Annotated in this window: 27 protein-coding genes; 16 read left to right on the forward strand and 11 right to left on the reverse strand. The window is 52.7% G+C overall.

Going from position 1 to position 23,566, the window contains the following annotated elements; translation table 11 throughout:
* Nucleotides 1-27: 27 nt before the first annotated feature.
* Nucleotides 28-984 (reverse strand): galactofuranose ABC transporter, galactofuranose-binding protein YtfQ, encoded by a 957-nt coding sequence (gene ytfQ / locus FBY13_RS01435; protein ID WP_145393287.1) that lies wholly within the window; start codon nucleotides 982-984, stop codon nucleotides 28-30.
* Between the two features lie 666 nt (nucleotides 985-1,650).
* On the opposite strand from ytfQ, the gene ydgT reads away from it, so the two are divergent.
* From ydgT to nth, 9 genes are all read left to right on the forward strand, one after another.
* Nucleotides 1,651-1,866, forward strand: coding sequence for a transcription modulator YdgT (gene ydgT, locus FBY13_RS01440; protein ID WP_063879459.1), 216 nt, complete (start codon nucleotides 1,651-1,653; stop codon nucleotides 1,864-1,866).
* Between the two features lie 103 nt (nucleotides 1,867-1,969).
* The gene (locus tag FBY13_RS01445) at nucleotides 1,970-2,413 is read left to right on the forward strand and encodes a DUF2569 domain-containing protein (RefSeq protein ID WP_096012618.1); all 444 of its coding nucleotides are present in this window, start codon (nucleotides 1,970-1,972) and stop codon (nucleotides 2,411-2,413) included.
* Nucleotides 2,414-2,536: 123 nt separating this feature from the next.
* The gene (gene rsxA, locus FBY13_RS01455) at nucleotides 2,537-3,118 is read left to right on the forward strand and encodes an electron transport complex subunit RsxA (RefSeq protein WP_013025663.1); all 582 of its coding nucleotides are present in this window, start codon (nucleotides 2,537-2,539) and stop codon (nucleotides 3,116-3,118) included.
* Nucleotides 3,118-3,696, forward strand: a complete 579-nt coding sequence (gene rsxB / locus FBY13_RS01460) for an electron transport complex subunit RsxB (protein ID WP_063879457.1) — start codon at nucleotides 3,118-3,120, stop codon at nucleotides 3,694-3,696. The genes rsxA and rsxB overlap by 1 nt, the downstream gene beginning before the upstream one ends.
* Nucleotides 3,689-6,394 carry an electron transport complex subunit RsxC gene (gene rsxC, locus FBY13_RS01465; protein ID WP_145393288.1) on the forward strand — a complete coding sequence of 902 codons (2,706 nt, stop codon included), beginning with the start codon at nucleotides 3,689-3,691 and terminating at the stop codon, nucleotides 6,392-6,394. Before rsxB ends, rsxC begins: the two co-directional genes overlap by 8 nt.
* Nucleotides 6,395-7,453, forward strand: coding sequence for an electron transport complex subunit RsxD (rsxD, locus tag FBY13_RS01470; RefSeq protein WP_145393289.1), 1,059 nt, complete (start codon nucleotides 6,395-6,397; stop codon nucleotides 7,451-7,453).
* A 3-nt stretch (nucleotides 7,454-7,456) separates the two neighbouring features.
* Nucleotides 7,457-8,089 (forward strand): electron transport complex subunit RsxG, encoded by a 633-nt coding sequence (gene rsxG, locus FBY13_RS01475; protein ID WP_063881170.1) that lies wholly within the window; start codon nucleotides 7,457-7,459, stop codon nucleotides 8,087-8,089.
* Nucleotides 8,082-8,786: an electron transport complex subunit E gene (locus tag FBY13_RS01480; RefSeq protein WP_145393290.1), complete on the forward strand. Its 705-nt coding sequence runs from the start codon at nucleotides 8,082-8,084 to the stop codon at nucleotides 8,784-8,786. Before rsxG ends, FBY13_RS01480 begins: the two co-directional genes overlap by 8 nt.
* On the forward strand, nucleotides 8,783-9,415 hold the full coding sequence (nth, locus tag FBY13_RS01485) for an endonuclease III (protein WP_063879453.1): 633 nt from the start codon (nucleotides 8,783-8,785) through the stop codon (nucleotides 9,413-9,415). Before FBY13_RS01480 ends, nth begins: the two co-directional genes overlap by 4 nt.
* A 72-nt stretch (nucleotides 9,416-9,487) precedes the next feature.
* Here the strand turns inward: nth and FBY13_RS01490 are convergent, their stop codons facing one another.
* A complete protein-coding gene (locus tag FBY13_RS01490) occupies nucleotides 9,488-10,186 on the reverse strand; it encodes a CTP synthase (RefSeq protein WP_145393291.1) in 699 nt (232 codons plus the stop codon).
* Between the two features lie 597 nt (nucleotides 10,187-10,783).
* Here FBY13_RS01490 and dtpA point away from each other — a divergent pair.
* Nucleotides 10,784-12,268, forward strand: a complete 1,485-nt coding sequence (gene dtpA / locus FBY13_RS01495) for a dipeptide/tripeptide permease DtpA (RefSeq protein ID WP_145393292.1) — start codon at nucleotides 10,784-10,786, stop codon at nucleotides 12,266-12,268.
* Nucleotides 12,269-12,420: 152 nt separating this feature from the next.
* A complete protein-coding gene (gene gstA / locus FBY13_RS01500) occupies nucleotides 12,421-13,026 on the forward strand; it encodes a glutathione transferase GstA (protein WP_063879450.1) in 606 nt (201 codons plus the stop codon).
* A 37-nt stretch (nucleotides 13,027-13,063) separates the two neighbouring features.
* Here the strand turns inward: gstA and pdxY are convergent, their stop codons facing one another.
* From pdxY to FBY13_RS01520, 4 genes are all read right to left on the reverse strand, one after another.
* Entirely contained in the window at nucleotides 13,064-13,924 is an 861-nt protein-coding gene (gene pdxY / locus FBY13_RS01505) for a pyridoxal kinase PdxY (protein WP_063879449.1), read from the reverse strand.
* A gap of 56 nt (nucleotides 13,925-13,980) precedes the next feature.
* Nucleotides 13,981-15,255 carry a tyrosine--tRNA ligase gene (gene tyrS / locus FBY13_RS01510; protein WP_096012622.1) on the reverse strand — a complete coding sequence of 425 codons (1,275 nt, stop codon included), beginning with the start codon at nucleotides 15,253-15,255 and terminating at the stop codon, nucleotides 13,981-13,983.
* Between the two features lie 138 nt (nucleotides 15,256-15,393).
* Entirely contained in the window at nucleotides 15,394-16,050 is a 657-nt protein-coding gene (gene pdxH / locus FBY13_RS01515) for a pyridoxamine 5'-phosphate oxidase (RefSeq protein WP_145393293.1), read from the reverse strand.
* A 24-nt stretch (nucleotides 16,051-16,074) separates the two neighbouring features.
* Nucleotides 16,075-16,389, reverse strand: coding sequence for an MliC family protein (locus FBY13_RS01520; RefSeq protein ID WP_063879446.1), 315 nt, complete (start codon nucleotides 16,387-16,389; stop codon nucleotides 16,075-16,077).
* A 450-nt stretch (nucleotides 16,390-16,839) separates the two neighbouring features.
* Here FBY13_RS01520 and FBY13_RS01525 point away from each other — a divergent pair, with 450 nt between their 5' ends.
* Nucleotides 16,840-17,091: a hypothetical protein gene (locus tag FBY13_RS01525; protein WP_145393294.1), complete on the forward strand. Its 252-nt coding sequence runs from the start codon at nucleotides 16,840-16,842 to the stop codon at nucleotides 17,089-17,091.
* Nucleotides 17,063-17,410, forward strand: coding sequence for a low molecular weight protein tyrosine phosphatase family protein (locus FBY13_RS01530; RefSeq protein ID WP_145393295.1), 348 nt, complete (start codon nucleotides 17,063-17,065; stop codon nucleotides 17,408-17,410). Before FBY13_RS01525 ends, FBY13_RS01530 begins: the two co-directional genes overlap by 29 nt.
* A gap of 113 nt (nucleotides 17,411-17,523) precedes the next feature.
* Here the strand turns inward: FBY13_RS01530 and FBY13_RS01535 are convergent, their stop codons facing one another.
* The 4 genes from FBY13_RS01535 to FBY13_RS01550 form a co-directional block, all read right to left on the reverse strand.
* On the reverse strand, nucleotides 17,524-17,961 hold the full coding sequence (locus FBY13_RS01535) for a GNAT family N-acetyltransferase (RefSeq protein ID WP_145393296.1): 438 nt from the start codon (nucleotides 17,959-17,961) through the stop codon (nucleotides 17,524-17,526).
* Nucleotides 17,962-18,229: 268 nt separating this feature from the next.
* Nucleotides 18,230-18,667, reverse strand: a complete 438-nt coding sequence (locus FBY13_RS01540) for a hypothetical protein (RefSeq protein WP_370513126.1) — start codon at nucleotides 18,665-18,667, stop codon at nucleotides 18,230-18,232.
* A 49-nt stretch (nucleotides 18,668-18,716) separates the two neighbouring features.
* Nucleotides 18,717-20,105: a HAMP domain-containing sensor histidine kinase gene (locus FBY13_RS01545; RefSeq protein ID WP_145393410.1), complete on the reverse strand. Its 1,389-nt coding sequence runs from the start codon at nucleotides 20,103-20,105 to the stop codon at nucleotides 18,717-18,719.
* Nucleotides 20,105-20,782, reverse strand: a complete 678-nt coding sequence (locus FBY13_RS01550; RefSeq protein WP_145393297.1) for a response regulator transcription factor — start codon at nucleotides 20,780-20,782, stop codon at nucleotides 20,105-20,107. The genes FBY13_RS01545 and FBY13_RS01550 overlap by 1 nt, the downstream gene beginning before the upstream one ends.
* A 206-nt stretch (nucleotides 20,783-20,988) precedes the next feature.
* On the opposite strand from FBY13_RS01550, the gene FBY13_RS01555 reads away from it, so the two are divergent.
* The gene (locus tag FBY13_RS01555; protein WP_145393298.1) at nucleotides 20,989-21,825 is read left to right on the forward strand and encodes a MipA/OmpV family protein; all 837 of its coding nucleotides are present in this window, start codon (nucleotides 20,989-20,991) and stop codon (nucleotides 21,823-21,825) included.
* Between the two features lie 144 nt (nucleotides 21,826-21,969).
* On the opposite strand, the gene uraH is transcribed toward FBY13_RS01555, so the two are convergent.
* Entirely contained in the window at nucleotides 21,970-22,389 is a 420-nt protein-coding gene (gene uraH / locus FBY13_RS01560) for a hydroxyisourate hydrolase (RefSeq protein WP_063879436.1), read from the reverse strand.
* Between the two features lie 229 nt (nucleotides 22,390-22,618).
* Here uraH and FBY13_RS01565 point away from each other — a divergent pair, with 229 nt between their 5' ends.
* Together FBY13_RS01565 and FBY13_RS01570 are read left to right on the forward strand one after the other, a co-directional pair.
* Nucleotides 22,619-22,852, forward strand: a complete 234-nt coding sequence (locus FBY13_RS01565; protein ID WP_063879435.1) for a YgdI/YgdR family lipoprotein — start codon at nucleotides 22,619-22,621, stop codon at nucleotides 22,850-22,852.
* Nucleotides 22,853-22,883: 31 nt separating this feature from the next.
* Nucleotides 22,884-23,111 (forward strand): YgdI/YgdR family lipoprotein, encoded by a 228-nt coding sequence (locus tag FBY13_RS01570; RefSeq protein ID WP_063879434.1) that lies wholly within the window; start codon nucleotides 22,884-22,886, stop codon nucleotides 23,109-23,111.
* Nucleotides 23,112-23,566: the final 455 nt, after the last annotated feature.

The raw sequence follows: 23,566 nt of genomic DNA on the forward strand, positions 1-23,566 counted from the left end.
AAGCCGCCCCGAAGGGCGGCCTGCGGCTTAGTAACCCATGTTCTTTTTCTTATCTAACTCTGCCTGCGCGTCAGCAGGTAAAAAGAGTTTTGATTCTGTTCTGATAATTTTTGGCGGTAAGGTGCCGTCTTTTTTGAATTTTTCCAGTGCATCAAATGCCGGGCCAGCCATATTTGGCGTTAACTCCACGTTGGCATTGGCTTCGCCTGCCAGCATGGCTTTATAGATGTCTGGCACACCGTCAATGGAACCGGTAAGGATATCTTTACCCGGCTTCAGACCGGCTTCTTTAATTGCCTGGATAGCACCGATGGCCATGTCATCGTTATGGGCATAAACCATGCAAATGTTTTTGCCGTTATTCTCTGCTTTGATGAAGCTTTCCATGACTTCTTTCCCTTTACTGCGGGTAAAGTCGCCAGACTGAGAACGAATGACCTTGATATTCGGATGACCGCTGATCGCTTCAGCAAAGCCTTTCTTACGATCGATGGCAACGCTGGCACCCACGGTGCCCTGCAGCTCTACGACGTTACACTTCTTGTCGCCCACGGTCTTAACCAGCCAGTCACCGATAAGTTTGCCTTCCAGCACGTTATCCGCCGTTACCACAGCCTGATACAGCGAGTTGTCTTTAACAACAATGGCGCGGTCCAGAAGGTAAACCGGAATTTTGGCGTCTTTTGCTTCTTCCAACACCGGTTCCCAGCCTGTCTGAACGACAGGTGCGATAAAGATGGCATCAACGCCCTGAGCAATAAAAGAACGTACGGCTTTGATTTGGTTCTCTTGTTTCTGTTGTCCATCGGCAATTTTCAAATTAATGCCGCGTTTTTTTGCTTCGCTTTTTGCCACGTTGGTTTCAGCCGAGCGCCAGCCGGATTCTGAACCTACCTGCGAGAATCCCACCGTCATTTCCGACGCTAACACTGAGCCACTTAATGCGGCGCTGACCAGCGTGGTCAGGAGTAAACGTTTCCACATAGTTTTTATTCCTCTGAAGGGCGTTTGCTGTATAGGGTAAAGTGCCTGTAAAGACTGACGTAAAAAACGCTGAATTAGGGCGACACGCTTCACAAAATCGAGCTATTTAAAGGAGTTACGCTCTTGGTGGCGGCAAATCTGGCGAGGCATTATGGACAAAACGCCTGTTTATTTTTTCAACACATGCTAAATAAATGTAATAAACAGAATCGCTTAAGTGTGACGCAGTTGAAAACGATTACAGGGAGGCGTACATAATGAGTTATGGCATTTATTCGCCCACAAAAAGTGTATTCTGTGATTTCCAGCACATCGCCAGGCAGGCCTGTATATCGAATGAAACGATTCCGCTATAAGCGTTTGTTGAGGGTTTAGTGTCTTTATCTTCTTCAGGTCACGCAAACCGGTATTAACAACAGCGGATTTGTGCATATAAACAGATAAAAGGTTACCTGGTCTCTTTAGCGTAACAGGCATAACATCTGTTTAACGCCTGACCCGATAACGGCAACGCCTGTTACTCAGGACTAAAGTCGTTAAAACTGTTGTTTAGCGAGCAATCTCTCACGATTGTCTGATTTTGGCTTTTTTTACGCCCTGGCGCTGGACACAGTCCGGTGTCTCCCTATACTTGGCATTCTTTCACCCTCATTCGTTATGACAAAAATGACTGCGCACGATTATCTTTTAAAATTTCGCAAAGTGAACAACCTCGATAGTCTTGAAAAACTGTATGACCATCTGAATTATTCGCTTTCTGACGATATCGACATCATCAATATGTACCGTGCCGCCGATCATCGACGTGCAGAGCTGGTGTCCGGTGGTCGTCTGTTTGATCTGGGCTGCGTGCCTAAGTCGGTATGGCGCTACGTCGTCTGATACTGCCGTGAATGACGTTTATTGATACATCGTCATATTGGTTCCCTTCGGTCTTAACATGCTATTCTGAGCCGCTTCCAACGTTGAGACAGGATTAACCGCAATGAACACACAGGATGCCGCACCACGTATTGGTGGCTGGCTTTTGCTGCCGCTGGCATGGTTGTTAATGACGCTGCTGACCACGGCGCTGGTCATGGCGATGTATCTGACGCCGCTGTTTGATGCGCAATGGCGCGCCACCCTGTTTAACCACAGTTCACTTGTCACCAGCTACTGGGCCATTTCGCTGTTTACCGCGACGCTGCTGTGGGCTTACAGCATGTGGGTCGTCTGGATATTCTTCAAACGCTCTTACCGGCTGCCGCGCCACTATATCGTCTGGCTGCTGATTACCGTTCTGCTGGCCATAAAGACCTTTGCTTTTACGCCGGTGTCTGACGCCCGCGCCTTGCAGACGCTACTGCTTTCACTCGCGGCAGCGGCGGTTTTTGTGCCCTATTTCAAGCGCTCGGAACGGGTTAAAGCGACGTTTATCCAGCGGTGATGCCCTGATTATCGTCAAAAGTTTAATCCTGAGTGCGGTTGCCCGCAGGCAATGTTGTGTCACAGTTGTGATACAACGCGTTATCAATGATAATAAGCCGCTTTGTGGCAATCAGGCGAAAAAATGACCGATTATCTCCTCCTTTTTGTTGGTACTGTGCTGGTGAATAACTTCGTGTTAGTGAAGTTTCTCGGCCTGTGTCCCTTTATGGGCGTTTCCAAAAAGCTGGAAACGGCCATTGGCATGGGCCTCGCCACCACATTTGTTATCACACTGGCCTCCATTTGTGCATGGCTGGTGAACCACCTTATTCTGGTGCCGCTGGACTTAGTGTATCTGCGGACCATGGCCTATATCCTGGTGATCGCCGTGGTCGTGCAGTTCACCGAAATGGTGGTGCGTAAAACCAGCCCGTCGCTCTATCGACTGCTGGGTATTTTCCTGCCCCTGATTACCACCAACTGTGCCGTGCTGGGCGTGCCGTTGCTGAGCGTTAATCTCAACCATACCTTTTTGCAGGCGGCGCTGTATGGATTCAGCGCGTCGCTGGGTTTCTCACTGGTTATGGTGCTGTTTGCCGGTATGCGTGAGCGTCTGGTGCTGGCGAACGTCCCCGCGCCGTTCAAAGGAAACTCCATTGCGCTGATCACCGCGGGTCTGATGGCACTGGCCTTTATGGGCTTTACCGGTCTGGTGAAATTCTGATGAGTGCGATTTGGATAGCTGTTGCTGTATTGAGCGCCCTGAGCCTGGTCTTTGGCGCGCTGCTGGGTTACGCCTCGCGACGCTTTGAGGTGGAAGAAGATCCGATTGTCGAACAAATTGACGCCATTCTTCCGCAGAGCCAGTGCGGTCAGTGTGGTTATCCCGGCTGTCGTCCCTATGCTGACGCGGTGGGAAATAACGGTGAAGCCATTAATAAATGTGCGCCCGGCGGCGAACAGACCATGCTGAAGCTGGCGGCGCTGCTCAATGTGGAACCCCAACCGATTGACGGTGACGAAGACGCCAAAGCGCCCGTGCGTACCGTGGCGTGGATTGATGAAGCAAACTGCATTGGCTGCACCAAATGTATTCAGGCCTGTCCGGTTGATGCCATCGTCGGCGCAACGCGCGCCATGCACACCGTGCTGAGTGATGTCTGTACGGGCTGCGACCTTTGTGTGGCGCCCTGTCCTACCGACTGTATTGAGATGCGTCCGGTTGCCACCACCACGGCCAACTGGAAATGGGATCTTGAAGCCATTCCTGTTCGGGTGATCCCGGTAGAGAGTCATGCTTAATCTGCTCAATTTTTTCAAAAAAGATAAGGTCTGGGATTTTCAGGGCGGCATTCATCCGCCGGAAATGAAAACCCAGTCCAACGGCACGCCGCTTGCCGAATTGCCGCTGCCGCACCGGTTTATTATTCCGCTTAAGCAGCATATTGGTCATGAAGGTGAGATCGGTGTCTCGCCGGGCGATAAGGTGCTGCGTGGTAAGGCGCTGACGTTTGGCCAGGGCAGAATGCTACCGGTGCACGCGCCAACCTCTGGCGTGATTGAAGCGATTGGCCCGCACATGACGGCTCACCCGTCTGGCCTGTCTGAACTGTGCATTTTCCTGACGCCTGATGGTGAAGACCGTTGGATCTCGCTGGAACCGTTGCCGGACTATCGCCAGCACGAACGTGCCGCTATCCTGAAACGCATTCATGACGCCGGCATCGCGGGCCTGGGCGGCGCGGGCTTCCCGACCGCCACCAAACTGAAAGGCGGCTTGCGCGGCGTTAACACCCTGATTATCAATGCGGCGGAGTGCGAACCCTATATCACCGCTGACGATCGTCTGATGCAGGACTACGCAGCCGAAGTGCTGGAAGGCAGCCGTATTCTGGCCTGGGTATTACAGGCAGAACGGGTGTTAATTGGCATCGAAGATAACAAGCCTGAAGCTATCGCCGCACTGAAACAGGCGCTGGGTGGCGAGCGCGATCTGCAGATTCGCGTTATCCCCACCAAGTATCCGTCTGGCGGTGCCAAGCAGCTCACCAAAATTCTTACCGGTAAGGAAGTTCCGCATGGCGGACGCTCTACTGATATCGGCGTGCTGATGCAAAACGTCGGGACGGCCTGGGCGGTAAAACGCGCCATTATCAATGGCGAGCCCATTACCGAGCGCGTAGTCACCCTGACCGGTGAGGCGATTGCCCAGCCGCGTAACGTCTGGAGCCGCTTAGGCACGCCCATCAGTCATCTGTTACATCAGGTCGGTTTTCATCCCTCGCCACGCCAGATGGTTATTATGGGTGGCCCGCTGATGGGCTTTACCCTGCCATCACTGGATGTGCCGGTCGTAAAAATCACCAACTGCATTCTGGCCCCGTCCAGCACCGAAATGGGCAATGACGAACAGGAGCAATCCTGTATCCGTTGCTCTGCCTGTGCTGACGCGTGCCCGGCTAAACTGCTGCCGCAGCAACTTTACTGGTACAGCAAGGGCGGCGATCACGATAAAGCCCGTGCGCATCACATTGATGACTGTATTGAGTGCGGTGCCTGCGCCTATGTCTGTCCCAGCAATATCCCGCTGGTCCAGTATTATCGTCAGGAAAAAGCCGAGCTGCGGGCTATCGACCTGGAAGCCAAACGCACACTTGAAGCCAAAGCGCGATTTGAAGCGCGTCAGGCCCGACTGGAACGGGAAAAACAAGCGCGTGAAGCGCGCCATGCTGAAGCGAAACAGCGCGTGGCCCGTAGCGACAGTGGCGAACTGGCTGCGGCGAAAGCGCGCGCCAAAGCGCAACAAGGTGTTGAAAGTGAAGAGGCCGTCGCCGAGGCTCGCCACGCTCAGGCACGTTTACGCCAGGCCGAGGCGCAGGCAGAAACTCAGGCGCTGAGCCGTCAGGCCACCGATCCGCGTAAAGCGGCTGTTGAAGCCGCTATTGCGCGTGCTAAAGCAAAAAAATCAGCCGTGCCTGATGCGCCAGAATCCACCGAAGAGGTGGCGGAAGATCCACGCAAAGCGGCAGTCGCCGCCGCAGTCGAACGCGCCAAAGCCAAAAAAGCCGCGCAGGCTGCTGCTACGGACAGTGCTGACGTAGCGCAGGACGCCCCGACGGAACAAGATCCGCGCAAAGCGGCAGTCGCCGCCGCCGTTGAACGCGCCAAAGCCAAAAAAGCCGCTCAGGCTGCTGCTGCGGACAGTGCTGACGTAGCGCAGGACGCCCCGACGGAAGAAGATCCGCGCAAAGCAGCAGTCGCTGCCGCCGTTGAACGCGCCAAAGCCAGAAAAGCCGCGCAGGCTGCTGCTACGGACAGTGCTGACGTAGCGCAGGACGCCCCGACGGAAGAAGATCCGCGCAAAGCAGCGGTCGCCGCCGCCGTTGAACGCGCCAAAGCCAGAAAAGCCGCGCAGGCTGCTGCTGCTGCTGACAGTATTGACGTGGCGCAGGACGCCCCGACGGAAGAAGATCCGCGCAAAGCGGCGGTCGCCGCCGCCGTTGAACGTGCCAAAGCCAGAAAAGCCGCTCAGGCTGCTGCTGCGGACAGTGCTGATGCGGCGCAGGACGCCCCGACGGAAGAAGATCCGCGCAAAGCGGCTGTCGCCGCCGCCGTTGAACGTGCCAAAGCCAGAAAAGCCGCGCAGGCTGCTGCTGGGGCGGACAGTGCTGATGCGGCGCAGGACGCCCCGACGACGGAAGAGGACCCACGTAAAGCGGCAGTCGCCGCCGCCGTTGAACGTGCGAAAGCCAAAAAAGCCGCTGCCGCACTTGCCCGGGCAGAGGCCGCCTCGCGGGATGCAGCACTGGCGGCTACGGAGGCGCACCAGGACGTCGAGCAGGCAGAAATGGCACAAGAACAAGCCAATAATGCGAATGCCGAAGCCGAACAGGCACCTGAACTTGAGCACCCCACGGATGCGCGCAAAGCCGCTATTGCGGCAGCCATCGAACGTGCCAAAGCGCGTAAAGCGCAATCGACATTGACACCTGAGGAATAAATGGCTTTCCGTATAGCAAGTTCACCTTATACCCATAACCGTCGCAGCACCGGCAACATCATGATGCTGGTTGTGTTGGCTGCCCTGCCGGGCTTTGCGGCACAGTGTTATTTCTTTGGTGTTGGCACCCTGTTGCAGGTCATTCTGGCCTCGCTGACCGCATTGCTCACCGAGGCGGCAATACTGCGTCTGCGCAAAACGCCAGTTGCCGCGAATCTGGCCGATAACTCAGCCTTGCTGACGGCGATTCTGTTGGGGATAAGCATCCCCTCTTTGGCCCCTTGGTGGCTGGTGGTCATCGGTACGATCTTTGCCATTGTGATCGCCAAACAGCTGTACGGCGGACTGGGACAAAACCCCTTTAACCCGGCGATGGTGGGTTATGTGGTATTACTGATTTCGTTTCCGGTGCAGATGACCAGTTGGATGCCGCCGGAATCGCTGCAGATGATCAAACCGGGGATGCTGGATTCGCTGAATATGATCTTTACCGGTCATACCCTGGCGGGCGACACCCTACAGCAGCTGCAGCTCGGGGCCGACGGCGTGAGTCAGGCGACACCGCTCGATACGTTTAAAACCGGCCTGCGCGCCGGACACAGCACAGAGCAACTGCTTTCTCAGCCTATTTACAGCGGCGTGCTCGCGGGTCTCGGCTGGCAGTGGATTAACCTGGGTTACCTGGTTGGCGGCCTGTTCCTGCTGTGGAAAAACGCCATTCGCTGGCATATCCCGGCCGCCATCTTGCTGTCTCTCGCCTTCTGCGCGACGCTGGGCTGGCTGTTTTCGCCCGCCTCACTGAACAGCCCGATGATTCACCTGTTTTCCGGTGCGACGATGCTCGGGGCGTTTTTCATTGCGACCGATCCGGTCACCGCATCGACGACCGATCGTGGTCGTTTGATCTACGGTGCCCTGATCGGATTGCTCATCTGGCTAATTCGTAGCTTCGGCGGTTACCCGGACGGCGTTGCTTTCGCCGTATTGCTGGCTAATATATGCGTACCGCTGATTGACTATTACACTCAGCCGCGTGTTTACGGCCATCAAAAGGATTAAATGATGCTGGACACGATACGCAAAAATGGCGTGACGCTGGCGCTGTTCGCCGCCATCACGACCGGCGTCACTGCCATTGTGAATACGGTTACCAAGCCCACCGTTGAGCACCAGACGCAGTTACAGCAAAAAAATCTGCTGGATCAGGTGGTGCCAACCGATATGTATGATAACCACATTCAGCAGGAATGTTACGTTGTCACTGATGCGGCGCTGGGGAATGCCAGCCCTCATCATCTGTACCTGGCGCGTAAAGGCAATCAGCCTGTCGCTGCCGCTCTGGAAACAACGGCACCCGATGGTTACTCTGGTGCTATCCAGATGCTGGTCGGGGCGGACTTTAACGGCAAGGTCCTGGGCGTGCGCGTGATTGAACATCATGAAACGCCAGGCCTGGGCGATAAAATAGAGCTGCGTATTTCTGACTGGATCAACAGTTTTAATGGCAAAGTGGTGACGGGCCCGGACGATAAAGCGTTTGCCGTGAAAAAAGATGGCGGCGAATTTGATCAGTTTACCGGTGCCACGATTACACCCCGTGCCGTCGTCAATGCCACCAAACGGACGGCATTGTTAATTGAAACCCTTAAGGGAAAACTCTCTTCGTTACCCGAGTGTGGAGACGCAAATGAGTGAAGCTAAAAACCTGCTGGTAGGCGGGCTATGGAAAAACAACTCGGCGCTGGTTCAGTTGCTGGGCCTGTGTCCGCTGCTGGCGGTGACCGCCACCGCCACCAATGCGCTAGGGCTTGGTCTGGCGACCACGCTGGTGCTGACCCTGACCAACAGTTTTATTTCCGCCTCGCGCCGTTGGGTGCCATCGGAAATTCGTATCCCTATCTACGTGATGATCATTGCGTCCGTGGTGAGCTGTGTTCAGATGCTGATCAATGCTTATGCTTACGGCCTGTACCAGTCGCTCGGCATTTTTATTCCGCTGATCGTAACGAACTGTATCGTGGTGGGACGGGCCGAGGCTGTCGCGTCGAAAAGCAGTATTCCCCTTGCCGCGCTTGATGGTTTTGCCATTGGCATGGGCGCGACCTGCGCGATGGTGGTATTAGGTTCCCTTCGGGAAATTATTGGCAGCGGTACATTGTTTAACGGCGCGGACCAGCTTTTAGGCCCGTGGGCCAAAGTGTTGCGCATCGAAGTGATCCACTTTAATTCGCCGATGCTGTTGGCCATGTTACCGCCCGGCGCATTTATTGGTCTGGGCATGATGCTGGCGGGTAAATACCTGATCGATCAGAAAATGAAGCAGCGGGCGCTGCGCCGTGCTGAAGAGCAGGCCCTTGCCGCACCGCAAGGCACGACCGGAAGCGCCGTGTGAACCAGACAAAACGTACAGAGATTCTCAGCCGTCTGCAGCAGGCTAATCCCCATCCGACGACCGAGTTGCAGTTTAGCTCGCCGTTTGAATTGCTGATTGCGGTACTGCTCTCAGCTCAGGCGACTGACGTCAGCGTCAATAAAGCCACCGCAAAGCTCTACCCGGTCGCCAATACGCCCGCCGCGATGCTGGCGCTGGGCGTGGATGGCGTTAAGGAATACATCAAAACTATCGGCCTGTTTAACAGCAAAGCAGAGAATGTGATTAAGACCTGCCGCATTCTGCTGGAACAACACGGCGGTAACGTACCAGAAGACCGTGCCGCGCTGGAGGCGCTGCCCGGCGTGGGCCGTAAAACGGCAAACGTGGTGCTTAATACTGCCTTTGGCTGGCCCACCATCGCCGTGGATACGCATATTTTCCGCGTCTGCAACCGAACGAATTTTGCCCCCGGCAAAAACGTCGAACAGGTTGAAGAAAAGCTGTTGAAGGTGGTGCCGAAGGCGTTCAAAGTTGACTGTCATCACTGGTTGATTCTGCACGGTCGTTATACCTGCGTCGCCCGTAAGCCGCGCTGTGGGTCCTGCCTGATTGAAGACCTGTGCGAGTATCCTGATAAAGTCGAATAGGCCGATATCCTGCCTGATAAACGGCCCCGACTGAGAGAAGCCTGTGGAGACACAGGCTTTTTGCTTTTTGACCTAACGCTGCTTCAGCGCCGCCTGCATCCAGGCAATCACCAACGGGGAATCCTTGTCCTGTAATGCGGCGCGCTCAGACTGGAACAGCGTGGCGACATAAAAAGGATGATCGGTCAGTTCTATGCCGCGCACATCACCGTCCAGATCCCAGGCCGTAATCCGCAGGTTTCTGCCTTCCAGCGCCGCGATGAATGCCGGGTTAACGCCAAAGTTACAGTGATATCCTTCGTCACTGGATAATTCCCCGTAGGCCCTGGCAATACGCGAATCAGGTGCAAAAGTGACCTCACCGCGCTGTTCCACCAGAGAGCAACTTAACGGCGCAATGACCATCCGCCCTTCATCATGGGTTTCGGCATGATTTGCATCGTGCCAGCCAAGTACGTTGCGCGCATAGTCGATAACGGCATACTGGAAACCGCCACAGGAGCCCAGAAAAGGTTTGCCGCTTTCCCGCATGCTGCGCAGCATGCTGTATACGCCTTCATCATTTTTATACGGACTGCCCGGTACCAGCCAGACGGCATCGCTTTGCCTGATGGCGGATAAGTCGCCCAGCTCAGGCGTAGGAACCCACTGCGGGTCAATATCGATAGCGAGAGAGTCAGCGGCACGGGCAAGCGCCAGAGGAATGGCCTGATGTGCAACGGCTTCTGGGCGGTAGTCGCCCACCAGCGCGAGACGTAAAGGTAACGGCATAGCGAAATCCTTGTTAAGGAAATAATGATGCTACGTTAAGCTTAATTTTCTGTCGAGCATTCGGATACTTTCGCGCCCTGTTCAGACAGGATTAGTGAAGCTTCACAGGCATTATTTCCGCTGGAAACCTTTTTTCTCTCTATGAATTAACATTGATAAATGTGACCTTAATCAACATTTTCACGCCTTTGCCGGTCATTTCCGCCATAATCCGCAGACTATTTCATCAAATCGGCTTCAGAACCTGCATTTTAGCCAGATTATCCTGATGAAATATCACATTTCGATGTAAAGCTCGGCGCAACGGTCTTTCAGCAGTTAATATCATTATTAACGCTCTGATAACCACCAGGTTGCGATGTTATTTTGTTAAATCGACTTAAATCATAACAAAATGCTAATTAATAATATTTATTTAGGTTTTAACGCCAGATAACCGGTTTCCCGCAGAAGGTAGAAAAGGCTTGCCCTGTCGCCTTTATTCAGCCAAATTAGTCGCCGTTTTTCCCATCTAATAAAAATCTGGCCCATGGTCCGATCACATGGCGCGGACTTAATTCCTGTCGCGACACAGGATATGAAATAACAGAGGTACAAGTGTCAACTGCAAACAAACACACCGACGAGGCGGTCAGCCTTAATGCATTTAAACAGCCTAAAGCGTTTTATCTGATCTTTACGATCGAATTATGGGAACGTTTTGGTTATTACGGCCTGCAGGCCATCATGGCGGTTTACCTGGTCAGGCAACTGGGGATGTCAGAGTCCGACTCTATCACCCTGTTCTCCTCCTTTAGCGCCCTGGTTTATGGTCTGGTCGCCATCGGCGGCTGGCTGGGCGATAAAGTTCTGGGCACCAAACGCGTTATCGTGTTGGGCGTGCTGGTGCTGGCAATAGGTTACGCGCTGGTGGCCTTCTCGGGCCACAACGTCAGCGTGGTGTATATTGGTATGGCGACCATTGCCGTCGGAAGTGGCTTATTTAAAGCTAACCCCTCTTCGCTGCTCTCTACGTGTTATGACAAAGACGACCCGCGCATTGATGGTGCATTCACCATGTTTTATATGTCCATCAACATCGGCTCGCTGTTTTCAATGATGCTGACCCCATGGTTAGCAGAGAAATATGGCTACAACGTGGCGTTTTCGCTGTCGGTGGTTGGCTTGGTCATTACGCTGCTTAACTTCCTGTTCTGTAAACGCCTGGTGAAAGACTTCGGCTCCAAACCAGACTTTGCGCCACTTCAGTTCGGCAAACTGCTGATGACCCTGGTGGGGATTGTGGTCCTGATCGCCCTGGCAAACTGGATGCTGCATCATCAGTCGATCGCCCGTGTGCTGTTGGGCCTGATCGCGCTGGGCATCTTTGTCATCTTTGCCAAAGAAGCCTTTGCCCTGCATGGTGCAGCGCGCCGTCGTATGATTGTGGCCTTCCTGCTGATGGTAGAAGCCATCGTGTTCTTCGTCCTCTATATGCAGATGCCAACGTCGCTTAACTTCTTTGCCATTCGCAACGTTGAGCACACCATTTTTGGCATCACCTTTGCCCCTGAGCAATTCCAGGCGCTGAACCCGTTCTGGATTATGCTTGCCAGCCCGATTCTGGCCGCAGTCTATAACAAGCTGGGCGATAAACTGCCCATGCCACATAAGTTCGCCATCGGTATGGTGCTGTGTTCGGCGGCCTTCCTGGTGTTACCGGTTGGCGCGAAGTTTGCCAGCGACGCGGGTATCGTGTCCGTTAACTGGTTAATTCTCAGCTATGGTCTGCAGAGCATTGGTGAACTGATGATTTCCGGTCTGGGCCTGGCGATGGTGGCGCAGCTGGTTCCTCAGCGTCTGATGGGCTTTATTATGGGCTCATGGTTCCTGACGACGGCTGGCGCAGCAGTGATTGCCGGTAAAGTCGCTAATCTGATGGCGGTCCCTGAAAACGTTACCGACCCGCTGATCTCTCTGGCCACCTACGGCAAAGTGTTCCAGGAGATTGGTATTGCTACCGCGGTCATTGCCGTGCTGATGATGATAACCGCGCCGCTGCTGAATCATATGACGCAGGATACGGCAGCCGACAAAGTCTGATGACCTTATGCCTTTTCATCAAAACCGGGCCTGGCCCGGTTTTTTTGTTTTTGTCGCCGGTCAATTTCCAGTGAACGCCGCATTCTTATTACTGGCAATTCCGCGTCAGGCGATTACTATGCAAACACGATTCGCAATATGGTGACCTCGTTATGAAACTGTTTTGTAAAGCTGGTGCCTGTTCCCTTTCACCGCATATCGTTATGCGTGAATGTGGTCTGGACTTCACCCAGGTTAATGTCGATCTGCAAACTAAGCTCACCGAACGCGGTGAAGATTTTCGCCAGATTAATCCCAAAGGCCAGGTGCCGGCACTGCAACTGAGTGATGGCAATGTGTTGACCGAAGGCGGGGCCATTGTGCAGTATCTGGCCGATCTCAAGCCCGACCGTCACCTGCTGGCGCCGGTGGGAAGCCTGACCCGCTACCATACGATTGAGTGGCTCGGCTATATCGGCAGCGAGTTACACAAGAGCTTCTCTCCGCTGTTCCGCAACGATGCGCCAGAGGAGTACAAAGCCCTGGTACGTCGCCAGCTGGAAGCGAAATTTGCCTGGGTGAACGGTGAACTCGAAGACAAACAGTGGCTGATGGGCGTGCATTTCAGCGTCGCGGATGCTTATTTATATGTGGTGACCCGCTGGGCGAAAGCCCTGAGTCTGGACCTGGCAGCACTGGATCACCTGCAACGCTGGTTTGAACGCGTTGCAGAGCGGCCGTCGGTACAGGCCGCGCTTAAAGCGGAAGGACTTAACTAATAAGCAAAGGGCCTTACCGGCCCTTTGCTTTACAGCTTCACAGCTTCTCAGCCGGGAAAGCGTGCGTCGGTCGGGCGATGGCGTCCTGCGCGGCAACCAGCTGCAGTTCATACTCACCCATTTCATGCGTTTTCAGCATCACTTCATAGACCGCCGCCGTCACGTGTTCCAGTGCAGCCTGTAGCGATAGCCCGTGCAGCAGATCGACCAGCAATAAGCCGCTGGTTAAATCGCCCACGCCCACCGGCTGACGTACGCCAAAATCCACCAGCGGACGGCTGATGTGCCAGGCTTCATCGGCGGTAACCAGCAGCATCTCAAAACGGTCACTGCGGCGTCCTGCGCGCGCCAGATGCTTAATCAGCACCACTTTCGGCCCCTGACTTATCAGCATACGTGCCGCGTCTACGGCCGATTCCACGCTGGTTACGGTGCGTTCGCTGAGCATTTCCAGCTCCAGCAGGTTCGGCGCGATGATATCGCTGGCGGGTAACGCCATCTTGCAGTGGAACTCGGCTACACCGGGCGCGACGATACAGCCTTTCTCCGGGTGCCCCATCACCGGGTCGCAAAAATACCAGGCTTCCGGATTCGCGACTTTCACCTGACGCACAATTTCCAGAATCTTTTCGCCTTGCTCGGCCGATCCCAGATAACCGCTTAATACCGCATCACAGGTTTTCAGGCGGTCAATATCGGCGATGCCTTTAACAATGTCGGTTAAATGCGTGGCCGGCATAACAGTACCGGTCCAGTGTCCATATTGCGTATGGTTAGAAAACTGCACGGTATTCAGCGGCCAGACGTTCACACCCATACGGCGCATCGGGAACTCTGCCGCCGCGTTACCCGCGTGACCAAACACCACGTGCGACTGAATTGCTAAAACGTTTTTCACTTTTTTGCCCTGTAGTGCCTTGCCATAAAAAAGGGCCGGAAACCGGCCCTGAAAGGTTACTGCCAGTTAATCAGGCAATAATGTTTTTTACCGCGACGCAGCAGCGTAAAGCGGTTAAACAGCTTATCGCTGTCGCTAAAACGGTATTCGGCATCAGACTGCTTTTCGCCATTCAGCGACACGGCATTCGACCCAATCATAGTGCGCGCCTGACCGCGTGAAGGCACCAGCTCAGCGTTGACCAGCGCCTGTTGCAGATCGTCCTCGGCACTCAGCGTGATGGTCGGCATACCGTCCTGGGCCAGCTGTTCAAAGTCGGCCTCTGTCATGTCGCTTAACGCGCCAGAGAACAGGCTCTCGGTAATACGTTTTGCCGCCGCCAGGCCGTCTTCTCCATGCACCAGGCGCGTGACCTGCTCGGCCAGCACATACTGTGCGCGCGGCGCGGTTCCGCTGTTTTTATCTTCTTCTTCCAGGGCATTAATCTCGTCGATGCTCAGGAAAGTGAAGAATTTCAGGAAGCGGTAAACATCCGCATCGGCGGTGTTGATCCAGAACTGGTAGAACTTATATGGACTGGTTTTCTTCGCATCCAGCCAGACCGCGCCGCCTTCGGTTTTACCGAACTTCGTGCCGTCCGATTTGGTGATCAGCGGGACGGTCAGACCAAACACCTGATTCTGGTGCAGACGACGCGTCAGATCGATACCGGAGGTGATGTTACCCCACTGGTCAGAACCACCGATCTGCAAGGAGACGCCATGCAGCTCGTTCAGACAGGCGAAGTCGTAACCCTGCAACAGGTTGTAGGAGAATTCGGTGAACGAGATGCCCTGATCGTCACGGTTCAGGCGCTGTTTAACCGCTTCCTTGTTGATCATCTGGTTAACAGAGAAGTGTTTACCGATGTCGCGCAGAAAGGTCAGCACGTTCATATTGCCAAACCAGTCATAGTTGTTGGCGGCAATCGCGCTGTTGGCCCCGCAGTCAAAGTCCAGGAAAGGTGCGACCTGGCTGCGAATCTTTTCTACCCACTCACCCACGGTTTCGCTGGTATTGAGTTTACGCTCTGCGGCTTTAAAACTGGGATCGCCAATCAACCCCGTTGCGCCGCCTACCAGCGCAACCGGTTTGTGCCCGGCATCCTGAAAACGTTTAAGGCAGAGTAGCGGTACCAGATGGCCCAAATGCAAGCTGTCAGCAGTGGGGTCAAAGCCGCAATAGAGCGAAATTGGCCCTTGCGCCAGTTTCTCGACTAACGCGTCTTCATCCGTCACCTGGGCGATCAGGCCCCTCTCTTGCAATTGTTGTATCAGGTTACTGCTGGTCATCACTGACTCCAAATTGATCAGGCTGCACCTATGCTGGTACACAGCTTTCCGCTGAGTTGCGGAAGGAAAAAATTAAGGGCTATAGCATAAAGCGCTGACGCCTTCTGTGCCAGCGCTGATGAGGGGGAAAGCGCAGTTTTAGGGGGCGAGTCGGTCAATTTTCCAGCCGTCGTGATCCCGCTGATAAAGGAAACGATCGTGAAGACGATGTTCGCCCCCCTGCCAGAATTCCATAGTGCTAAATTTCACCCGATAACCGCCCCAGAAACTGGGTAGCGGTACATCACCCTGCTGGAATTTTTGCTTCAGCTCCAGAAACTTGCCTTCCAGCACGCCACGGGCAGAAATCCGGCTTGACTGTTTGGAAACCCAGGCACCGATCTGACTGTCACGCGGACGGCTGCTGAAATACTTTAATACCTCCAGCGGCGACAGCTTCTCGACCTCGCCTAAAACCATCACCTGTCGCTCAAGGAAGTACCAGGGAAAATGAAGCGAAATACGCGGATTATGACCAAGCTGCTGTGCTTTGCGACTGCCCAGATTGGTGTAAAACACCATGCCCTGCTCATCGAAATGTTTTAACAGCACAATGCGTTGATAAGGCTGTCCATGCTCGTCCACCGTGGCCACTGTCATGGCGGTGGGATCAGGCAGTTGCGCCTCGCAGGCCTGCTTTAGCCAGCTTTCGAACAGCGCCAGCGGATTATCGGGTAAATCTTTGCGACGTAGCCCACCCCGTGTGTATTCACGGCGCAGATGGGCAATAGTTTGTAGCATGTCACTGTCACTCATGATGCACACTCACTCCGGTAAACGTTAACTGGCCGGTTGCAATTCGCAATCGTTTACAACGATCTTATCATTACGCTCAATGAACGCGCCGTTCCCTTTAGACCAGAAAACGTAGTTACCGTCGCTATACCGTGCGCCGGACGCAGAAACCGTTTGCGTCAGCGTCAGCGGCTTGCCATCCATAATAAAGCTGACCTGCTGTTTGGCATTATCCAGGGTGACGGTAAGGGGCAATGTGCCACAGCGGTAATGCAACGTTTCTGGTGCTGGTGGAGCCTTGTGCATCAGGCTGCAGCCCGACAGCATGACCACGGCGGCAACGGTGAGTCCTTTTAACATCAGCGATTCTCCTGTAAGGAAAGCAGGTAATGGGGCCTTCTGCTTTGTTAGGTGTTTTTGACCTTGCACCGGATAGCGCCTTGCGCGCGCTCCGGCCTCTCAGGGCAATTTAACCGATGATAGCCTGGGCATCAGCAAAAGTTTTTAAACAAGTCGGCAGAATGAGGAAGAACAGGGGTGAAAGCACCGCCGCCCTGCCGGGTGAGCAGTTGTGTTTAATCTCAGCCAAGGAGAGTGTTTAAAGACGTGAAGTGATTACAGGTGATGAATGTCCGCTGTGAGCGAAGAGCGGACATTGCTTACCCTGCTCTGTGTCAATTAACGGGGAGCAGAGCAATGATTCACCATAATCCGGACTATAAATTTTCTCCGTAAAAAGCTATATTTCTCCAGTTTGTTCTCCCCGTATTATCGCGGCTGCTCACCCGATTAATCAGAGAGAGTGGAACAATGGAAACTAAACGTACTAGAGCTTGGCGCAATGCACAGAAGCGACGTAACAAGTCTCGTGATATCCGCAAGATCTTATTAAACTTCCGTGGCGAAAAAAACTGGAAGATGCTTTACACGCGGTCGGATAAATTGTTGCGTGCAGCACAACTGGGGCTTGAGTATCCACGTATTACTAACCAACAGCTTGCCTTGAGAGGCCTGGAAGAGTACCACTATTCTGATGAACGTACTTTTTATATGCAGTCGTAATCAATGGCGAAGCCCCACGGCGGAACAGGTGTTCCGCCGTTATCCATGCCTTGCCGTACTTTCCGCTGGGACTAGCCGGGATGCAAAAAAAAGAGTCTCTGCCGAATTGCTTCAATGGGCTGATGTTGTCTGTGTGATGGAACAGAAGCACAAAAACCGCTTAGTGGCCCAATATGGCAGGATCATCGCATTCAAGCCTCTACATGTGCTCAATATCTCTGACGAATACCTTTTTATGGATCCTGAGTTGATAGCAATATTCAAAGATATCGTACCGGAAAAATTGGGACTAACCGATCAAGAAATTGAGAGCCAATAATCGTTTTATCTTTTTGCTATTTATTTCCACATATCCTTCTTCGGCAATGTCCGCGTTTGGCACAAAGCGGACGGCAAGTGCTAAAAGTCCGCTGAGAGCGGACAGCAGACCTTTTATAAGGATTTTTTCATAAAGATACGGCTTGTTCCTTCAGGTTTGCACTCAATACGCCCGAACTCTTCCCAACCGTGCTTCTTATAGAAATCAGGGGCCTGAAAGCTAATTGTGTATAAGAATGCAGCAGTACAGCCCCTTTTTCTGCCTTCCTCCTCAAAGCGGGAAAGGATTTCTGTACCAATCCCCATCTTCCGCAACTCTGGTGGCAGATAGAAAAGATCTATAAAAAGTAGTCCTAACGAAGAGCGCCCCTGCATGCCCCCCAGTACTTCACCGTTTGTATTTGATTTTATTAATATAGCCAATGGCTGACGGTCACTCATCCCCGTCATTAAATCGTTAAAATCATTAAGGCCTTCTTCAATCGCAAGTAATTGTGCAGCGTGAGGATTAGCGCAAACCTCTAAATTTACCCCTTCGACAATGTTATTCATCTAAAATATCCTTTTCAAATAAAGTACTGTTTAAATATACAGGCCTCAGGAGCAATTTCAAAAGATTTGTCGTATAAGGTTTGCGTTCGAGCTCCATTATCAACTTCCGTTTCTGGCACGGAGCGGACCTTTGGGCCTCAACGGCCGCTACGAGCGAGGAGCGGACGTTCGCAGTGGCTCTCACCTCTGATGAAGGTATTAGTTAACATTGCGGTGTGTTAATCAATACGGCGCAAGTCATATCACAGGGATGCTTCACAGTGTCGCGCTAGCACGTTTTATCGCCGTCAGCCCAGCGCTTGATATCACTTATCTTTGGCGACCGGATACCCGTGCTCAAGAGGTTCTTGGTTGTATACAGGCTGACCTGCGCGTGGTCACCATTAGGGCTTTCGATCTCAATTAGCGTGTTGTTAATCAACAGTCCCTGTGAAAGGAACTTCTGATTAATCTCCCCTTTTTTGCGCTCACCATCAAACTCGCTTAATACGATTACCGGATTTCCTGAATATGCCTCATATTCGAGGCACTGCCTTGCCATGAGCCTTATGGTTCGATAAGTATCAGATGACCCTGCCTTGCTCACGAAACTGCCGTCAAAAGAGGATTGGCTGCTTTTTAGTTCGCTGACGGTAATAGCACACCCGCTGAGTGAGAGCGAAAATAACAGACTTGTCAGAGCAACGTATTTCACTTTTAACTCCATCATTCAGGTAAATGCCTTGCGCCGGCGCGGATCAAGATGGTGTTTGCTTTCAGGCGGATTTGTGATTCGGGAAATTAACCGAAACCATCAGCCCACCTTCTTCCGACGTACTGAGGCGTACGCTGCTGTTGTGTTGCTGCGCAACGGCTTTGACGATGGCAAGCCCCAGCCCACTTCCGCTTTGCATCTGATTGGGATCACGAAAAAATCTGTCGAATACGCGCTCCCTCAATTCAACGGGAATGCCAGGCCCTGCATCTGAAACACGCAACTGCGTGGATTGGTCTAAGGATCGTAACTCCACCTCAACCCTCCCGCCCCCAGGGCTGTACTTCACTGCATTTTCAACTATGTTATCGATAAGCGACATCAACCGCTCCCTGACGCCAGTCACCCAGATTTCCTCTTCGGCGTAGAATTCAAGTTCAATCCTGCGTTCCGCCGCGAGCGGTGCCAGCCCGGCCATGCGTTCTTGTATGAGCGTTGTCATCTGCAAAGGCTCCATAACCGTGTCAATGCGCGCTTCGCTGTGCATCATCAGCAGCAACTGATTGACCAGACGAGCCGCACGGCTGTTGCTGCGAATAATGCCTGCAAGCAACTCTTTTTGGCTGTCACTGCTCACATAAGACTGCAACGCCTCAACATTGATTCGCATCGCCGCCAGGGGGGTACGCAGCTCGTGAGCGGCATCGGCAATGAAAACGCGTTCCCGTTCAGTGCTTTCCCGCACTCTGGCAAGAAACCCATTAACAGCGTCAACCATCTGGCGAAGCTCCCTGTGCTTTGGCACTGCTTTTAAGGGCGAGAGATCGTCCGGCGTGCGTAAGGACACTTCATTTACCACCTTATTCCATGGGCGCATGGCAATGCGGATTGACAGCCACGCAGGAAACAAAAGAAACGGAATGCATACCAGCAGCGGCATCACGTAGTAGCCGCGCGAGTTCAGGTAGATAAAGAAATTCCAGCCTCCAGCAGGGGTGATAAGCGTGACCTCTGTGTCGGCGTTCCCGGACTTTAAGGTACGGCTGGTCCAGGCGCGACCAGCACTCTCAACACGCTCAATTTTTCCATAACGGCTGTTTATCACGCCGGCTGGCGCACCATCAGAGGCATAAACTATCTCTTTATTCTTGCGTACGATAAGGCTGATTGAGAGTTTTGGATCTTCACCGCCGCCATAATTTTCCCGCACTGCCTTACTTAATGCAGCCAGCACATGCGTTCGCGCCTGCGGGCGATCGTCCATATTCTTAACCACAGTAAAAATGGTTTCGTACGTCTTGCTGCCCGTTAATATTGGCGGGCTACGCAAGTCCTCCCACAAAACGTAAGTCAGAAAAAGACACCAGAGCAGGGTGAGCAATAGCATTTGCGCTACCATAATTCGCCGTACGAAGGTTGGGGTTCTCAGAAGGCGCCAGACATTTCGCATCAACCTGCCCCCTTCTGAATGGGTACGGTATCAATGACATACCCAACGCCCCTCACCGTTCGCACATAGCCGTCGCCGATTTTGCGACGCAAATTCCCCATATGCACATCGAGCGCATTACTCATATTTTCTTTTGCGCCGAAGATCCTTTCTTCCAGAAAACTGCGAGTAAGCACGCGGTCAGTGCGCAACATCAACGTTTCAAGCAGTGCGTATTCACTTGCCGTCAACTCAATATGCTGTGCATTCACGGTCACGCGTCGTGTGGGCACATAAAGCGATAATCCGCGAAGTTCTATCGCCTCGTTCTGAAAACCATAACTGCGGCGCGCAAGCGCTCTCACCCTCGCCAACAACTCGGCGAGAACAAATGGTTTGACGAGATAGTCGTCTGCACCCGCGTCCAGCCCGCAAAGGCGATCGTGCAGTGTGCCTCGCGCCGTCAGGATGATGACGGGAATACCCTTGAGCTGCTGACGCAAGTACGCCATCAGGCTCATGCCATCGCCGTCGGGTAATCCGAGGTCGAGCAACACAAGTTCAGGCACGCAGACATCAAGCTGATGCAGTGCATCCTCTTTGCGGCGAACCCATATAACATCAAATCCTTGATCTACAAGGGCAATACGTACGCCGTTGCCGAGATCCAGGTCGTCTTCGATTAGGAGTATTTTCACAATGGTTACGGTATCAACAGTGAATGAAGAACGTCTGAAGAAAAAAACGGTATCAGGAAATCTATCAGCTTTGCCGCCTCTGTGGTTGCTTCACCCTTTCTTCATTTTGGGCTCATGAGAACTTTAGCGGGCGCCTGCAAAATGCGCGTTCTGGCGTTTACAACCCGCTTGTATCGTAATCATTTGAATCCACGAGGACTTCTTTAATGAGAAATAACATACTGCGTCATAAGTTCCCCTTTTCACTCCCGGGGCGCAGCCTGAAAAAAATGTTGCCGGGCACCGTCCTGGCGTTACTGGCAACCCCGATACTGGCGGCAGCACAGAATCAGGACAACGCGTTGACTCTGGGAGGCGGCGCGAACGTGACGCCACGCTATTCTGGTTCGGATAAAAGCCGCGTCACGACCGCCATGGTGCTGGATTACACAATGGCAAATGGTTTCTTTGCCAGCTCCACGCGGGGCATCGGTTACGGCAATAACATCGGCAAATTCGATTACAACGCTGCGCTGAGCTATCGCGCAGGCCGGAAGGATCACGACGTGGACAGCGACTCGCTGAGCGACGGCAGCGACTATTTGCGTGGTATGGGCGACGTCAAAGGCTCGGCTCTCGGTGTGTTTGGCCTGGGATACGGGGTGGCCGACTGGCTCAATTTGCAATTGCAGGCTGAAGTGCCATTTTCTGAACGAAACAATGGCGCGGCACTGCATTTTGGCATTAATAGCCCGCTTTATACCTCACCGAATAATACCGTAACGCTGGCACTGACCGGCAGTTGGGGGACGGACAAATACATGCAGACTTACTACGGAGTCAGTGCATCCCAATCAGCCGCATCAAGGTTTACCCGATATGATGCCGGAGCGGGAGTTTACGCCTGGTCGATGAATCTTGACTGGACACATAAGTTCAATGAGGACTGGGGCGTGGTTGCCGCAGCAGGCGTTACGCAGTTGACGGGGGATGCGCGCAATAGCCCGATTGTGCAACGAAAAACATCGCCCACCGGAAGCCTGCTGGTGACATATCGCTTCTGATCGTTATTCAATGAGTCCGTCTAAACAGGCTTTATGACCATACAAGCAGGGCTGCGGTTAAGCGGTCAGACAGCGCGTGTTGCTGACGCGAGATGAGGTAAAACGTGCCGGCAGCGGAGGTTATCAGGGCGCTGCCGGGCGCTGTTAATTACCGCGATAGGTGGAATAGCCGTAAGGACTCAGCAGTAACGGAATATGGTAATGCGGCTCGCTACTGTCCATATGGAATATCACCGGAATTTCCGGAAAAAATGACTTGTGCTGCACTTTCTGATAATAATCGCCTGTTTTAAAGACGACTTTGTAATCTCCTGTTTCAACTTTCTTGTCATCTGGAAACAGTGCGCTAATTCTGCCGTTTTTATCGGTGACACCCGAGGCGAGTTTTACCCATTTGCCCTGCTCTTTATGTTCGAGGTCAACGGAAATACCTGGGGTTGGCGTGCCAGATTCCAGGTTTAATACATGAACACTCAGTGGATTTTTCATACTGGTTGATTCTGCTGCATACGCACTGACTGAGCCCATTAATAACGCTGCAACTGCACCCGTTTGCCATTTCATTATCGATTCCTTTTTTGGAGTTAACCTGCAAACGAGGTTATAGGGCGTCAGGTAAAATACCTAACTACAGGGGATAAATGTGAATTTTCTGAGAAACATGGTTCGTTATTGAACTGATTTAGCGATTCGCGCTTTCCATCCGGTAATTTGCGCTGTTTCGCTTTTACGCCTGCAAAAATCTCAAAAGCGACTATGCTGTTTAATTCAAGGTCCACTTCAAGGAGATGAAATGCATACTAAATCCTTCTCAGCTGCCGTTTTGCTTGCCCTTTCACTGGCAACATTAGTGGGTTGCTCTTCAAATCAATCCATTAAGACTTCAGACGGCCGCACCATAGTGACCGATGGTAAGCCTCAAATTGACAGCGATACCGGACTGGTTTCCTATCGCGACGCACAGACAGGCAAAACCGAACAAATCAATCGCGATCAGATCAGCAATATGAGTGAACTTAATAACTAATTAATTCCATCATGGATATAAGGTGAATAATATGAAGAAGACTCTGATTTTACCGCTGGCAGTTTTGATCGGCATGGCCGCATTAACCGGTTGCACACGTACCAGTTATGCTATTCATACTAACGATGGCCGTACCATTATTAGCGATGGCAAACCGTCTGAATCGGATGCCGGTTTACTGGGTTACACCGATGCTAACGGTGTGAAACAGCAGATTAATAAAACAGACGTGAAAGCTGTCTCTGAAGTACCCCACTAATATGATTGCCGCCCACCCAGGGCGGCATTTTTATTTCCCATCTGCCCTGCCCCTTTCTTAAAGACCTTCTGTTTTAACCGTTAATCCACAGGCGACAATCGCAAATCCATTTATTGTTTGCAGGATTTTGTGCGGCACAGATAAAGGTAAGCTGTTGCACAGGCCGCCCTGCCGCTGTGTGAAGCCCGTTACCCTGGCTCCCGTATCAGACAGAGCGCTTTTTTAATCACCCGCGTGATATTTCTTGATGTTATTGGCCCTTTTCTCGCCGCGGTATCGCTGTTATTCCGCTGAAAAAGTCATAATAATGGCGCGATATCAGTCCATTTTCGTCAAGTACCTATCTTAATTTCAGGCCAATAAATACATATCTAGTGGTTTAATCACTTCAATCTTTTCGCGTAAAACCGCTTTATATGTGTTTTTCCCTTCCTTTTGAGGAGGTTAGCCTGCTT

Origin of the sequence: Pantoea sp. SJZ147, from assembly GCF_007828605.1 — a bacterium.
Classification (GTDB): domain Bacteria; phylum Pseudomonadota; class Gammaproteobacteria; order Enterobacterales; family Enterobacteriaceae; genus Pantoea; species Pantoea allii.